Here is a 13,908-nt window from a genome sequence, read left to right on the forward strand (position 1 = left end):
GGTTAATTCCATATTTAATTCCATAAATTCTTTTCAATTCTACACAAATCAAAAAGGCTAGACGGAATATCCCATCTAACCTTCCACTGAATTTGTTATATGTTTTAGTGTTCTACCTTGTTTCCCATAGAATCGTTTTAGGAGTGCACTGTTTCAAAACCTTTTTCATTTATTTTTTTTACACGTTCATGCTCCTCCAATTTGATCTTGGAGTTGGATATGACTATGCGACTGAACAGGCACAGTAACAATAAACAAAAAACTAGCTGCGAAGATTAGCAGTATTATTTTTTTTTTTAACATTACTTAACCACACCTTTTCAATAAGATTTAAATACTCCGCTTTGGTTTCAGGAACCGCATGAGCGCGAAAACACTCAAACAACCCTATACAATTTATATAATAAGTCTCATTATTCAGTATATGATAACTTGCCAATGCATACATCAAATTTTTAAAACCATCACTATACATGCCTCGATGTAAATAATAATAGGCCAACTCATAACCAAATCGTGCAAACTGTTCTGGTATAACTTGCTTAGTGTACATGTCAGATGATGGCTGTCCGAGTTGCGCAAAAGAGTCAATAAGCGTTTCAAAGCGTTTAAGGACATCATCCACATCTAACTGATATCAGTTAGCGGCAAGCATTACGTTCAACAGCTTAGTAATCATTTCTTTGGTTACATTTGTTGATGCAATGTACTCAACATAATCCGTAAGCACACTTGTATCTCCAGAAAGGAGTTTATTAACATAAGTATTACCTTCTGCCCAATCTTTGAACAAGTGAACCCAGTGCTGAGTATCCTCGTCATTCTCCAAGACCCAATCTAAATCGGCGTAGGCATATGTATATTGTAATGCCTGCTCATAATCGTCTTGCGCTTCACATACACTTGCACACAGTAAATCAGCATAAGTGATGTACACAAACATGGGACGACTTAGCTTATTAGTTGATTCATCATGCTCTCTACTCTTTTGTTGGTGTTTCAAAGTATATTGGATTTTCGCTTTATCTCTCATTTTCCCTGCCATTTCATCAACCTTGTCCCATTTACGCAAAGACCTATACACGTTGGCTAAATCCTTCAATGCGTCAAGTTGGTCTATTTCATCTAGTCGCTCAACAAAGACTTCAAATATCGTAGCTGCACTGAGATTGCGATTTTGATCTTCTCCAATCTGAATCTTGAATATACGATATTGACAGACTGCCAAGCGTTCAGAATGTTGGTACTTTTCCGTTTCGGCTACACCCACGTAGAGTAGTAGTGCAGCAGCATGTCGTTTTTGTTCAAATAACTTTTCCGCAATTTCAAATAACTTGGGTGAATAGAGTAGATTGTCCATAATATGTCCAACCATTCGACTGATCGCATCCAGCTTGTCCAGTTCCGCACAACGATACAACAACGGTTCAATTCGTCTCATGTTGGGGGGAAGGTCGATAATGTAGTTTTCTATGTATAAATCGTATAAGCGACCATCTGGTAAACCCATAGCCAAAGTGATTCGATCAAGCTGTTCCACGGAAACAGGACGATGTTGTGTAATCCAATTACTAAGCGTTCTTTGATGAACCCCTGAATATTCCGCAAATTGAGCCAACGTCATATTATTTTGTTTTAAATAATCTTCAAACTCTGCCGAAATCGTAGGTGTATGCTTCATGCCATAACCCCCCCTTGTCAGGAACTTGTAGAATATCAACTTATAAAAAGAGAACTTTTGCAATCATATGATAAAACAACCTTTCCGCAATATATCATACCATCTTTTGGCATAAAATCATATACCTTTCATATATGTACTTAAGATACCTTTTGGGATAGTTTACGATGGTTTCATGATTAAAAGTATCGTCTTTATGTTATGTATAATTTATTGGGTAAATCATAATACAACTCATCCAATACAAAGTTACCAGATTAATAGTTACGTTCATATTCCCTTGTAATTTATCTATGAATTGAGCTTAGATTGGATATATAGCATACAAGCAACCTTAACGATATTTAGGATGGCATCGAGTAAAATTTATGCTGTGTCGGGGAGTGGAAGTGCTAGGGGTATATTTGTAGAAAGTGAATGGTCAATTGATTTTAACCATCCCCGGGTATCTATAGAAGCAAAATCAGTTCATAAAATAACTTCAGTGTGTAGGTAGATGTGCTACTGCATTATTTGGAAATTTAATAGGCGCTTTGGGTGTAAACTATCCCCCTTCTTCAAAATATATACCCTAATATGTGGTTATTAATAAACAAAGAAACCTAGCATGCTTACACTAGGCTTGTGAGTGTGTACGTAGTGTACACATGATTATTATTTTATCCTACTTGTTTCTGTTGCTCATATTCCTTTACCCTACGATAAAATGTGTTAGGCTTCATTTCTACACGCTTCATTGCTTCAACTGCTGTTATGCTGCCGTCCTTCCACTCCTTATAAACCGCAATGAAGGCATCACTTATTGCCTGTTTAGGCCGACCAAATACCACACCATTATTTTTTGCTGCTGCTATACCTTCAGATTGTCTACCGTTTATCTTCTCACGTTCACGTTCTGCCATGTAGCTGAGTAATTCAAGCACAATACTGGATATAACCTTCTCCAAGCCATTATGATATTGTCTGGTATCAAGGATAGGCATATCAAGAATAACAATGTGTGCGCCTATCTCGTGCGTAATATCTTGCCATTCACTTTTGATTTCTTCTGCATTCCGTCCAAGTCTGTCTAGTTCCTTGATGAACAGAATGTCGCCTTTTCTAAGTACACTCTTCAATGCTTGATATTGTGGTCTATCAAAATTCTTGCCGCTTATCTTATCAATAAAGTAATCTCGTTCCATGATACCTAAACCTTGCATTGCTTCCAATTGTCTAGCTTCGTTCTGATCTTTCGTCGATACTCTTATGTAACCATAGTGTCTAATCTCACTCATATGGATCATCCTTTGCTATTTCATTGATTATATTATAGCAAAACCATGTCGAAATGTATATGAATACATATGAAACATTTCAAAATATTTTATATACTATTTGACATGTACCATAACCACTTATGACATACAATGGACCTCTATTGCAAAAGGTATACTTTATGACATAGTGTTGAAAAAGACCTTGGCTAAATTGAGCATAATAAAAAGGGCAACCGAAATCGCCCTAGATATTCCAATTATACAATTTAACTTTTAAATCCTTTAGTACACAAATCTATTTACTGTCTTCTTCCTTGATGTAAGTAGCATCATATTGAATGATCGCTTTTGTTTTATCCGTAGTCTTTGAACCATCGTAGACTACTTCATCTTGACTGAAATCCCCTACAGTCTGGATTGATTTAGTATCTTTTACAAACAATCCATCCTTAGTTGATATCTTATCCGGATGATTAAATCCTTCTAATACGTTATCAGGAATTATTGCTTTTGTAACACTATCTGACTCTCCAGAAGTATCGCTGCTAGCAAAAACACTATTAGTAATTACCACAGCGAACGCAATAGCACTAAAAGCGAGAAAAGCCACGCCCCAAGTTCTTGTTTTTACTCTCACAGAACCCCTTCTCTTCTAATCGATTTATATATCCATATATTGAAATCATATACAATCGACTACTTACAGTCAAATAGTCTGGAGTCGAGATTTTTATATTTTCGATCTCATGACTAGAAAAATTTTGTAAGTGAATAGCGATAGGGTTGAGGTTAACACATTATCAACCATATGAGGGAGGATAAGCCGCATCGACGCCCTTATCGAAGCTCAATCGTGAAACTTGGTCTTATGTTCAAAAACTCCTTATTCCATATGGCTTTTTGAGCCATTCTGGTTCAAAATTGTGCCTGAATATATTTACATCGTTCCATATCGAAAAAACAGTGAAAATGCAGACAAATAAAGGGATTTATAAAGAATTGCTTTGCAACGTGGTTTCAATCGTACGTATCGGAGAAAAATATCCAAAAAAGCTTGATACATCAAGGGATTTTTGAGCTTTTATAAATTAAATTGTGAAAAACTAAAATTTGAAAAATCCTTTAAATATCTATGTTTTTAAAAACAGCAAACACGTATCGTAATCGTAACAGGAATAGCGGAGTGGAAGTGTTATTTTCATGTTTTTTCATCAGTTTTCACTCTATCAAGCTGGTTCTATATAATAGAAGAAACTCAACTTTACCTCAAACAACTCACGCACAGTCATCTCCTCCACCGTCTTCTGTTCACCAGTCGAAGGGACAGTATGCTACTGATTAATAAAATCTAGACGATCAATAGATTCGGGTAGAGTGAGCATTTCGAATACTTTGCTGTTTGCCAAAAGCGACGACGTCGTCGCATTTCCAAACTGCTCAAAAGCTTTTATCATTCTTTGTGCTGTTCTGGGAGTAAAATCAACTGTCTTTAACCACTTTTCCCACTCACCATGTACCAAATCATTCTCTTTCACATGCTTCAATCGTCGCCCAATCTCAAACACTGATTGACCAGCTATTTGTTTGTAGCTTATAGAAGATGAAAACAGCGCTGGATGGTATGTAAAATGGGAAGCAGTGGGATAAAACTCCTTGCTTCCCATTATGCTTAATTTGCGTATATTAATTTAGAAATAAATGTTCTTTCAACCACTGCCTATAAAACTGCAGTTGCTCTTTGGTGTGAAAATAATGTTTTCCATGCTCCATCACTTTTAGATGGCAATGAAATCGGCTTGCAAAAGTAGATATCACATCATATTCACATAAATCATCTTCAGAACCATAAAGAATTGCAGTTGGCTTATTCCATGTATTAACCGGATGTGATTTAACATAGCAGTAATAATCCCAATAAAGTGTTTGTCCAATGGGTGTAGATATTTCTCTTTCAACTTTTAATCTATCCTCACTTACACTGAACCATGTCATCATATTTTTGATTATTCTCTCCATATCTAGCACTGGAGAAAGAAACAGGCATTGTTTAAGTGGGAAATTATTATAAGCAAGCAAACTAAAATACGCACCCATGCTACAAGCGAAGATACTGATGTCATCCCATTGCTTTTGTGTGTAACGCATGATTATGTCAAGATCATGAACACAATTTTGAACTTTACAGGCGTACGCTTCTTCTTTGCGGTCACCATGTTCAGGCAAATCAAAACTAATGACTTGATGCCCTTGTACCGTTGCTTCTTCGGCAAATATAACGATCGCATCATCTGCCTTGTTTGACATATTACCGTGGATAGCTATAAATATCTTATCTGATTTACCACCCCACAAAATTGCCGGGATACCCTCTATTTTCAATTCTTGTTTTATTATTACTTTATCCTCGCTTAAAACAGCCAGTTGTATGTTGTCTTCCTGTTCAAAATGTTCTTTGCGATTCCACTGCTCCAAATTTATTTTGTTAGAATTCATGATTATCCTCCTAAAAGTAGTAGTATGGGTTTTTAACTTTTAGGAGCTGTCTTGTCTGTCAGTACCATACTTTCACCCGATTCCGATTTTTTTAATTGAGTGCTATACCATATGATGTGAGTATCTTACCTGTAACTGTTAATATGAATAGTTGAAGCTGGAACTCAGGCTTTCTACATTATGTCATAACCCTTGATATCCGTAGGTTTAATGCTATGTTAAATCCTCATCGCCTCTCAACAAAATACCTGTTGGTCATATACCAAGCTTTACCCTTCTCTGTATTAACCATACCCTTCTTGCTATCCAAGAATACAATATCACTACACTCCTTACATCCCCATTTATTCCTTTTATACACTGACTCTTCTATATAGGAAGCACCACATTTACATTCTACCTGAATCAATGTCTTGTGCTGACTGTATGCATCTGCTAACTGTTCACTGGCTTTACTTGCTACTGTAAATTGCTGTATCACTGCTATATGTTCTCTTTGCTCTGAGTATTCATTATGTACCTTAAAATCTGCTACCAACTCAGGGTTTAAACCAAAATATTGTTTACCCACTGTAGTCACATACTTACTTCCTACACGATATGATTCTATCCAGTCCTGTATTTGTTTAGTGGATAGATTAATAGTTCCTTTATACCGCTATTTAACGTGTAGGTCATTGTGTGATGCTGGTTTAGATTCATTTATCATTCGTCACTTCCAACCGTGGGAAATATGTAACATAACATAAAATCATTATAACTAACAATTTAAGACTTGAGCATTTGCAACATACTCTCTGGCTTTATATTAGCCTGTGTCAGAATTGCTTGTGATGTCTGAAGCATAATCCGATTTTTAGCCAACTGGGTCATTTGTTTAGCAATGTCGGCATCACGAATGCGAGATTCCGCAGAAGTAAGATTCTCCGTATAGTTGTTGATATTATTAATTGCATGCTCCAGGCGATTTTGGTAAGCTCCCAATTTAGAACGTTCTGATAATACTCTATTAGTAGCATTATCAATATCTTCTACAGTAATTGAAGGGATCACTTTGTAGTTATCGAATGAACCTTCTGAAAAGGCTGTAAACACTCCTGTATATCCTTCAACCATACTTGAGTTAACAGAGTAGCCGTTTATGTCACCTATCCCTTCAACCGAGAAGGTATAATAGTCTCCAACAACTGAAGCGGAAAGCTTATAAGTCTTTCCCACATTCGCTGCTTCTACTCCTATCATCCCAATGTTTCTATAGATTCCATTTACTCTTTCTCCTAAATAAATTGCTCCTTTTTGTGTATACCAGCCAAAGACTTCATTATCATAACTTTCACCTTTAATGATAATCCCTACATTTCCTTCTGGATCAGCAGAATTGAATTTCGCATCCACAGTTATTGTCATTTCATTATCCTTAATCACTTGAGACAATATTGTTTTGTCTCCTATACCTAATGTTTCTTGCCTAAGTTCTCCATTCTTTACACTCCACTGCCCAGCATCGGAAAACCACTGTGAGAATTTATTATGATCGTCAAAGTTTTCTTTATAGTGTAAGCCGAGATCCATGTTATTTATTGTAATTGGAATATTACCATCAGCGTAAACATTCCTAGAGAACGAGCCATCAAACAAATTAATCCCATTGAACTCAGTATTGCTAGTTATACCATCAATATGATCAAGCAATTCAACCATCTCATTAAGGATATTCTCTTTATCACTATTTTGTAGTATCCCATTTTCCTTCTGAATAATTAGTTCCCTGATTCTATGTAAAGAATCATTAACACTTGCCAAGGCTCCATCTGCTGTTTGTAGCAGAGAGATACCATCTTGAGCATTACGCGCAGACTGATTTAATCCACGAATCTGCGCTCTCATGCTCTCTGATATTGCTAAACCAGCCGCATCGTCAGACGCACGGTTAATACGTAGTCCTGATGATAACTTCTCCATCGTTTTATCGACAAAACCTGTACGCTTTTTTAAGTTGTTACTTGCAACTGTTGCCACAATGTTCGTATTGATAATCATATGTTCTCCCGTAATTCTCTGTCTTCATAAGATTTTTAAGTACATTATATTCTTTCAGTAAAATCATCGTTTTACTTACAACACACTATCAATATACAAGCAGAAAAGTATCACAAATTTTAAGTAACTTTCTAAAACCTGTGATACTTTAATTGGTATATTGAAGGTAGTCAAAAAACTTCTCTATCTTATTTACACGGTTCTAATATGTTATTTTCAGAGAGTTATTAATACTGTCTAATTCAATTCCTGCACCTAATCCCCTAGCAAAAACCTGAGCAGGAACATATGTAACTCCCTTTATTACTTTAGGTGCTGCGCTCACTGTTTCAGATGATCCATTGTAAAACACTATTTTGCTTCCAATGGTAAGTGTCATTTTACTATTTCCTTTAGTTACGCCAATGGTACCACTATTATTATCATAGTTCAGGGTAGCACCCAAGCCTTCAGCAATCTCACGAAGGGGAACCAAGTTGGTATTCTGATAAATCAATGGCTCACTACTAAAACTTAATTTATTTCCGTTTACATAAACTCTTAATCCAGATTCTTTATAAGCTGGCTTCGCTACTTTAGGCTTTGCAGCGCTCTTTTTAGGAGTCGATTTACTTAAACTTGAAGATGAGGAACTACGTGAAGAAGACCCTCCACCATTATGATAGTGATATTCCCCATCTTGGAGTCCCCACTTAGCACAGTTAGTACGACAATAATGCCCACCATTTGAATCAGTTCTACCCGGATGAGCATATGCTGTAGCACTGGAAAAAATCAACACTAAGGCGAATGAACTAGCTAGTACTTTCTTTTTCACTTTTCTACAACCCCTTTTTAGTATTATATACCTAGTATATTAGCACAATGTACCAATAAAAAGGAAGAATTTTGTTTTATACTTAAATAAATCCAAAAAAACGCCCATTACAGGCGCTTTTACTTATTCATCCATCTTAATATTTTCGAAATCGATTTCATTTTCTATAAATAGTATAAACAAACGGAAAAGCAACTACCCGCATTAGTTATATAAGATCGCAAGAGTAATTATAGTGTGTCGTACTAGTACTTTTCTATGATATCAGAGATTTTATATTTACCAGAGAAGTTGTCGACATCAAATACAACCCTTTTATAGATAGGAGTACCTGAGGTGTTTGTTACTTGCATATCGTATAAGAAGGAAAATGAATGTCCAACTTTATTGTCTCTGACAACTAATTTTTCACTATTGCTCTCTAGAATAGTGTAATCTGTATTTTCTCTATATTCAGCTTCCTTAACTATCAAAAAACCCATAAAGCTAGAAAATTTTTGTTTCTCATATTTGTTGTACCAATCTTCATCAAGGGTGAGAGTTTGCTTACCGTCATAACTTAAATGTTCTCTAGTGTTAATATATTTGAAATCCAACACATTTACATAATCAGTAAAATATTCATTTTTAAATTTACTTACAGACTCACCATGTTGTATGGCATTTAAGTAATTGTCCACTGTTGCTCTAGCCTTTTGTTCAGGAGTATTTAAATAGATAACAACTGACACAATAAACAATACACAGATAGCCGCAGTGATAAATAGAATTTTTTTGGATAATTTTCCTTTATTTTTAATAACTGAATTATCGACTGAATCAACATGATTATCGTTAAACTGCCGATCATCTTTTTGTTTAGCTCCGCATTTGTTGCAAAATAAACTTTCATCTTCTAGTGGATTATTGCAATTAATACACGAGTTCATTTAAAACAGTCCCACCTCTCAAATAATACCAATAGTTTACCATGTCTTGGGTAATGGGTCTATAGTAACAAAAAAGACACCTATTGCTAGGCACTTGATTAATATTTAGAGGGGTGATAGCTCTCGTCTTTCTACCTCAATGATGGATAACATTTGTGGTTATTTAGGTATCGGCTTAGAAGATTTGTTCGATATAGCAGAAGAAACAGAAGAATAAACCTACATTCCATTAAATTAACTACATAGACATAGAAAAGAGCCTAGACTAATCATCTAGGCTTATTTGTGTATCCTGATTTTACGTTGAATGAATCAAGTGTCCGAAGAAAATAAAATCCTAAAATGCTGCTGTTTTATTAAACTAACTTATCCCGTTAGTGTAAAGACCAACTGATTTAATAAATCCGAGAACTTACCCATGCAACAGTTGTTATTGCAATTGATGCCGCCATCAAAACAAATAAAATATAACCGGCTTTAGTTTTCACACTGCTTCGGTTATCATAAACCTCCGGCTTGATTCCTAACCCAAGCCACAAATCGCTAATAAGACTCACAACGACTAACGCGAAATTTTTGATCAGCTTCATGTTACAACGCTCCTTGTCCCAGCAATTGTTCTCGAATCAATTCCTTCTAAATAATACCACGTATTGGCTCTAATCTGCCGTTACTTCAATGAAAAAAAGCAGCCCCTCATGAACTGCCCTACTGCTAGTCACTTCAACAATAGGATGAGTTCATCCAAGGGCTACCTCATTTACCAAGTAATCCAACCACTTGTTCGTTTGTAACTGTGTAGGAGCTCGTATTTCTCACTACGCATCAGTCGTTTCATTTTTGTTCTATACAGACGATAATCATCTTTTCTTGCTACTTTACATTCTTTGTTGTAATGAACACTCTTGATTCCTTTACGGAAATTCTTAAGCTTCTCTCTTCTTGGATCTTTGGGCTTATTGTTGATCTCCAGACTACACTGTTTCTCTTCTTCCCAGGATTGAATCTCTTCCCGTATAAACATCTTCATCCCCGTTGTGCCGGGTTAGATTTTGGAATTTGAAGCCATGGCCTTAGACAAATGCAGTCAGACGCAGCAGTAGGATTGAGTAATTTACTGAGTAAAAAAGAAGAAGCAAAACTACTAGAAATTGAAGAAGAATTCTGTGACCTGAAGAGTGACCAGAAAGTAGAAAATGTAGCCGTTTAGACCAAGAAAAGCAAAGATACATAAGGAACTTTTGATAACATCCTCATTTGGGTATATGATGTAGACAAGATTATACTTCAATTGAAAAGGAGCGTGCCTTTATGTCTGATTCATTAGGAATGCTGACACCGGGTAAAAAAGTTTCTTTGAAAGAATGGGACCCCAAGGATACGAAGAGTATCAAAAATAAAGAAGAAATCCGACAGGAAACAGATCAATTGAAGGAACGCTTCGCGGAATTGCAAAGTAAATTATTTACGGAGAAGAAACAAGCCGTTTTGTTTGTATTTCAGGGCATGGATTGCAGCGGCAAAGATGGCGTCATCAAACAGGTATTTTCCAACCTTAACCCTGCGGGGGTGACTGTCCACAGCTTTAAATCACCTACGGCTGAGGAATTAAGTCATGATTTCTTGTGGCGTGCTCATAGCGTTACCCCAGGACGTGGCTATATTGCAGCATTTAACCGTTCTTATTATGAGGATGTGCTAATTACACGTGTTCACGGACAGATATCCGATAAGCAGGCCAAACGGAATATTAAGCATATCAAGCATTTTGAACAGTTGTTGCTGGATAATGGTGTAAAGGTGGTTAAAATCTTTTTACATATTTCAAAGCAATTTCAGTTAGAAAAGCTGATCGACCGAATTGAAAAGCCTCACAAAAACTGGAAACTTGATCCAAGTGATTTGCAGGAACGAAAATTTTGGAAGCAATATACCCAATATTATGAGGATGTACTAGAGCTAAGCGCAACCAAACAAGCTCCTTGGTATGTCGTTCCTTCAGACAACCGTTGGTATAGGGATTATACTGTGTTACGAATTGCCGTCCAAACGCTGGAGGAAATGAAGTTGTCTGATCCTGATCCAAGACCTGAACTCGAATCCCTTTTACCTGAATTGTACAAAGAACGAGATAAAAAATAGCTGTATAGGTACAGCACTAAGCTTCCGAAACCGTATCACGGCTGAGAATGCCTTGAGTCGGGATTGGAAGCTTTTATTGCATTTTTACGTGTTTTTTCGAAAATGTATAAAGCTAACTGACTCTGTACCCGATAGCCGCAGCTACAACTCCTACCACGACAGAGGACAGTACATACGTAGCCATGCGTCGGTATTCTTTACGCTCCATCAGTTGAAGAGATTCATAGCCGAATGTGGAAAAGGTGGTATAGCTGCCACAAAAACCTGTTCCTAACAGCATCCAGAGTGCAGGAGACAACTGGTGTTGCGTAAACTCGCCATAGAGCCAGCCTAGCAGCAATGAACCGCTGACGTTAATGATCCACGTCCCCCACGGGAATACGGTACCAAATCTCTTTCCGGCCCACATGCCAAGCCCGTATCTCGCCAGTGTACCCATAATCCCGCCTGCCGCCGCCCACCAGATCATAAGCGTTCCTCCTTGGGAGCAGCCTGCGTCATTTTTGTACCTAGGCGAATACCTGTCCATGTCAAAAACAGCCCTCCGCCTACGCTAAGCAGCAGGTACAACACAGCTGTCAGCATACGATCATGAACTGTGAGGCGTACAGCATCCACTGCAAAAGTGGAAAAGGTGGTAAAGCCCCCTGTAAAGCCTGTTCCGATGGCAAGCCGCCAGCGGAGGTTGATCCGCCACGATCGCAAGGTTACCGTAAAGAACCAGCCAAGAAACAGGCAGCCGATCCAATTAATTAATAGCACACCAAGTGGAAAATCCGCACCCGCCGCAGGCAGCAGCGATTGCAGGCCATAACGGGTAGAGGTTCCAAGCGCTCCGCCCGCGGCAACGAATAGCACGTCTTTCATCTTTTTATCCCCTTCTTCGCTCTTGCACGATCATGGTATAACGTGAAGATATCGGTACACACTCTGTATATTAAGTCGCACATATATTAAGACTGTGAATCCCGCCAACGCTGGTTTTGCCTGATTTTTGACTCATTCCCCTGCTCAGTAGCGTGATAGAAGGTTTGGTCTGCTATCGCATCGGGCAAATATTGCTGCTTCACATAATGATTCGGATAATTATGTGGATATTGGTAGCCAACATGACCGAGCTTTTCCGAGCCTTTGTAGTGTGCGTCACGCAAATGGAGTGGCACCTCGGCCGATTTGATATCGTCCATAGCCGACATGGCCCGTGAAATCGCCGTATATACGGCATTCGATTTGGGGCTTTCCACAGCGAACAAAATGGCCTGTGCAATGTTCAGCTTGGCCTCGGGCCAGCCGTTATTGCGATAAGCTTCAAGCGCGCTCACCGCTTGCACCATTGCCTGCGGGTTCGCCAGGCCAATATCTTCACTGCTCGCCGCGATGAGGCGGCGGATAAAGGTCATCGGGTCCATACCGAGTTTTTCTACGGCATACAGGAACCAAAACAGCGCGGCATCGCTGGAGCCGCGAATGCTTTTGTGAAAGGCTGACAGCACGTCATACTGCGTGGATTCATCTGCTTTGACAATCGGGCGGCGAATGGATTCCTCAGCGACTTCCAGTGTCACGTGAATCGTGCCGTCTGCCAGCGGAGGCGTCGTGAGCGCCGCCAGTTCCAGCGCATTTAAAGCGCGGCGGATATCGCCGTTCGCCATAGACGCGATGTGACCCAGTGCAGCTTCATCGACCTGAAGCTGCATGTAGCCAAGCCCTTTGTCCGCATCGCTTAAGGCGCGGCGCATAGCAGCCAGCGAATGCTCCTGCGTTAGCGCTTCAAGCTGGAACAACGTAGAACGGCTCATCAAAGCGCCGTTGACGTAGTGAAAGGGATTTTCAGTCGTGGCGCCAATAAACACGATCGTGCCCTTTTCCACCGCGGGCAGCAGTGCATCCTGACGTGAACTGTTAAAACGATGTACCTCATCGAGAAACAGAATGGTTTTTTTGCCATACATCGATTTATTCGTCTGTGCAAGGTCAATGACTTCTCTTACGTCTTTCACAGATGCTTCTACAGCATTCAGACGTACAAAATCGCCTTGCGTGTGTTGCGAGATGATATGTGCCAGCGTTGTTTTGCCGCACCCCGGTGGTCCGTACAACAAAATAGAAGAAACCTGATCTGCCTCTATAGCTCTTCGCAGTAGCTTACCTGGACCCACAACATGCTCCTGTCCAATATATTCATCCAGCGAAGTCGGGCGCAAGCGATCCGCAAGCAACCGATTGCTTGGCGTTGACTCTTGGGAATATGAAAATAAGTCCATTTCATTCACTTCCTTATGGTTTATGAACGAACACTTTCTTTTATCTTTGAAAACATACTATTAGGTTCGCTCATACGGTTGAAAACATGAAAATTCAAGTCATCTATAATCCTCATACGGTGTAAACCGTCTTTTATTCTACCATATCCGTTAACAAGTTGCAGATAGCGTGGTCATGGCACAACTGTAGGTCTTCAAGTCAGTCGCCCACAAAAAAAGAAAGAACAGCCTTAGACGAAAGATGAATTTCGTGGCTGTTCCTCGACTCACATGACTTCATAAT

The 13,908-nt window shown here is 38.7% G+C and carries 12 protein-coding genes and 2 pseudogenes; 1 reads left to right on the forward strand and 13 read right to left on the reverse strand.

Annotated features, from left to right (window positions below; translation table 11 throughout):
• Positions 1–262 precede the first annotated feature (262 nt).
• The 10 genes and pseudogenes from NSQ68_RS19185 to NSQ68_RS19230 form a co-directional block, all read right to left on the reverse strand.
• Positions 263–1,681 (reverse strand): annotated as a pseudogene (locus NSQ68_RS19185) (helix-turn-helix transcriptional regulator).
• Between the two features lie 659 nt (positions 1,682–2,340).
• The gene (locus NSQ68_RS19190; protein WP_342426900.1) at positions 2,341–2,958 is read right to left on the reverse strand and encodes a recombinase family protein; all 618 of its coding nucleotides are present in this window, start codon (positions 2,956–2,958) and stop codon (positions 2,341–2,343) included.
• A 277-nt stretch (positions 2,959–3,235) separates the two neighbouring features.
• Positions 3,236–3,577, reverse strand: a complete 342-nt coding sequence (locus NSQ68_RS19195) for a hypothetical protein (protein ID WP_342426901.1) — start codon at positions 3,575–3,577, stop codon at positions 3,236–3,238.
• Between the two features lie 694 nt (positions 3,578–4,271).
• Positions 4,272–4,604 carry a DUF3102 domain-containing protein gene (locus tag NSQ68_RS19200; protein WP_342426902.1) on the reverse strand — a complete coding sequence of 111 codons (333 nt, stop codon included), beginning with the start codon at positions 4,602–4,604 and terminating at the stop codon, positions 4,272–4,274.
• A 19-nt stretch (positions 4,605–4,623) separates the two neighbouring features.
• Positions 4,624–5,334, reverse strand: coding sequence for an alpha/beta hydrolase (locus NSQ68_RS19205; RefSeq protein ID WP_342429138.1), 711 nt, complete (start codon positions 5,332–5,334; stop codon positions 4,624–4,626).
• 325 nt (positions 5,335–5,659) lie between these two features.
• Positions 5,660–6,135, reverse strand: a pseudogene (locus NSQ68_RS19210) (hypothetical protein).
• A gap of 66 nt (positions 6,136–6,201) precedes the next feature.
• Positions 6,202–7,473 (reverse strand): flagellin, encoded by a 1,272-nt coding sequence (locus tag NSQ68_RS19215; protein WP_342426903.1) that lies wholly within the window; start codon positions 7,471–7,473, stop codon positions 6,202–6,204.
• Between the two features lie 202 nt (positions 7,474–7,675).
• Positions 7,676–8,290, reverse strand: coding sequence for a copper amine oxidase N-terminal domain-containing protein (locus NSQ68_RS19220; RefSeq protein WP_342426904.1), 615 nt, complete (start codon positions 8,288–8,290; stop codon positions 7,676–7,678).
• Positions 8,291–8,535: 245 nt separating this feature from the next.
• A complete protein-coding gene (locus tag NSQ68_RS19225) occupies positions 8,536–9,219 on the reverse strand; it encodes a zinc ribbon domain-containing protein (protein ID WP_342426905.1) in 684 nt (227 codons plus the stop codon).
• A 395-nt stretch (positions 9,220–9,614) separates the two neighbouring features.
• The gene (locus NSQ68_RS19230; protein ID WP_274484679.1) at positions 9,615–9,809 is read right to left on the reverse strand and encodes a hypothetical protein; all 195 of its coding nucleotides are present in this window, start codon (positions 9,807–9,809) and stop codon (positions 9,615–9,617) included.
• Positions 9,810–10,530: 721 nt separating this feature from the next.
• Between NSQ68_RS19230 and NSQ68_RS19235 the strand changes: the two genes are divergently transcribed.
• Entirely contained in the window at positions 10,531–11,361 is an 831-nt protein-coding gene (locus NSQ68_RS19235; RefSeq protein ID WP_342426906.1) for a PPK2 family polyphosphate kinase, read from the forward strand.
• 112 nt (positions 11,362–11,473) lie between these two features.
• On the opposite strand, the gene crcB (NSQ68_RS19240) is transcribed toward NSQ68_RS19235, so the two are convergent.
• The 3 genes from crcB (NSQ68_RS19240) to NSQ68_RS19250 all read right to left on the reverse strand — a co-directional run bounded on the left by crcB (NSQ68_RS19240) (position 11,474) and on the right by NSQ68_RS19250 (position 13,625).
• Positions 11,474–11,830 (reverse strand): fluoride efflux transporter CrcB, encoded by a 357-nt coding sequence (gene crcB / locus NSQ68_RS19240; RefSeq protein ID WP_342426907.1) that lies wholly within the window; start codon positions 11,828–11,830, stop codon positions 11,474–11,476.
• Positions 11,827–12,228 carry a fluoride efflux transporter CrcB gene (gene crcB / locus NSQ68_RS19245; protein WP_342426908.1) on the reverse strand — a complete coding sequence of 134 codons (402 nt, stop codon included), beginning with the start codon at positions 12,226–12,228 and terminating at the stop codon, positions 11,827–11,829. The genes crcB (NSQ68_RS19240) and crcB (NSQ68_RS19245) overlap by 4 nt, the downstream gene beginning before the upstream one ends.
• A gap of 86 nt (positions 12,229–12,314) precedes the next feature.
• Positions 12,315–13,625: a replication-associated recombination protein A gene (locus tag NSQ68_RS19250; RefSeq protein ID WP_342426909.1), complete on the reverse strand. Its 1,311-nt coding sequence runs from the start codon at positions 13,623–13,625 to the stop codon at positions 12,315–12,317.
• Positions 13,626–13,908: the final 283 nt, after the last annotated feature.

This window comes from Paenibacillus sp. FSL L8-0158, from assembly GCF_038592965.1.
In the GTDB taxonomy this organism is placed as follows: Bacteria; Bacillota; Bacilli; order Paenibacillales; family Paenibacillaceae; genus Paenibacillus; species Paenibacillus polymyxa_D.

Excerpts from the sequence above, each read along its gene's own strand:
- NSQ68_RS19190 (WP_342426900.1), bottom strand. The coding sequence starts at position 2,958 with ATGAGTGAGATTAGACACTATGGTTACATAAGAGTATCGACGAAAGAT.
- NSQ68_RS19200 (WP_342426902.1), bottom strand. The coding sequence starts at position 4,604 with ATGGGAAGCAAGGAGTTTTATCCCACTGCTTCCCATTTTACATACCAT.
- NSQ68_RS19215 (WP_342426903.1), bottom strand. The coding sequence starts at position 7,473 with ATGATTATCAATACGAACATTGTGGCAACAGTTGCAAGTAACAACTTA.
- NSQ68_RS19225 (WP_342426905.1), bottom strand. The coding sequence starts at position 9,219 with ATGAACTCGTGTATTAATTGCAATAATCCACTAGAAGATGAAAGTTTA.
- NSQ68_RS19230 (WP_274484679.1), bottom strand. The coding sequence starts at position 9,809 with ATGAAGCTGATCAAAAATTTCGCGTTAGTCGTTGTGAGTCTTATTAGC.
- NSQ68_RS19235 (WP_342426906.1), top strand. The coding sequence starts at position 10,531 with ATGTCTGATTCATTAGGAATGCTGACACCGGGTAAAAAAGTTTCTTTG.
- crcB (WP_342426907.1), bottom strand. The coding sequence starts at position 11,830 with ATGATCTGGTGGGCGGCGGCAGGCGGGATTATGGGTACACTGGCGAGA.
- crcB (WP_342426908.1), bottom strand. The coding sequence starts at position 12,228 with ATGAAAGACGTGCTATTCGTTGCCGCGGGCGGAGCGCTTGGAACCTCT.
- NSQ68_RS19250 (WP_342426909.1), bottom strand. The coding sequence starts at position 13,625 with ATGGACTTATTTTCATATTCCCAAGAGTCAACGCCAAGCAATCGGTTG.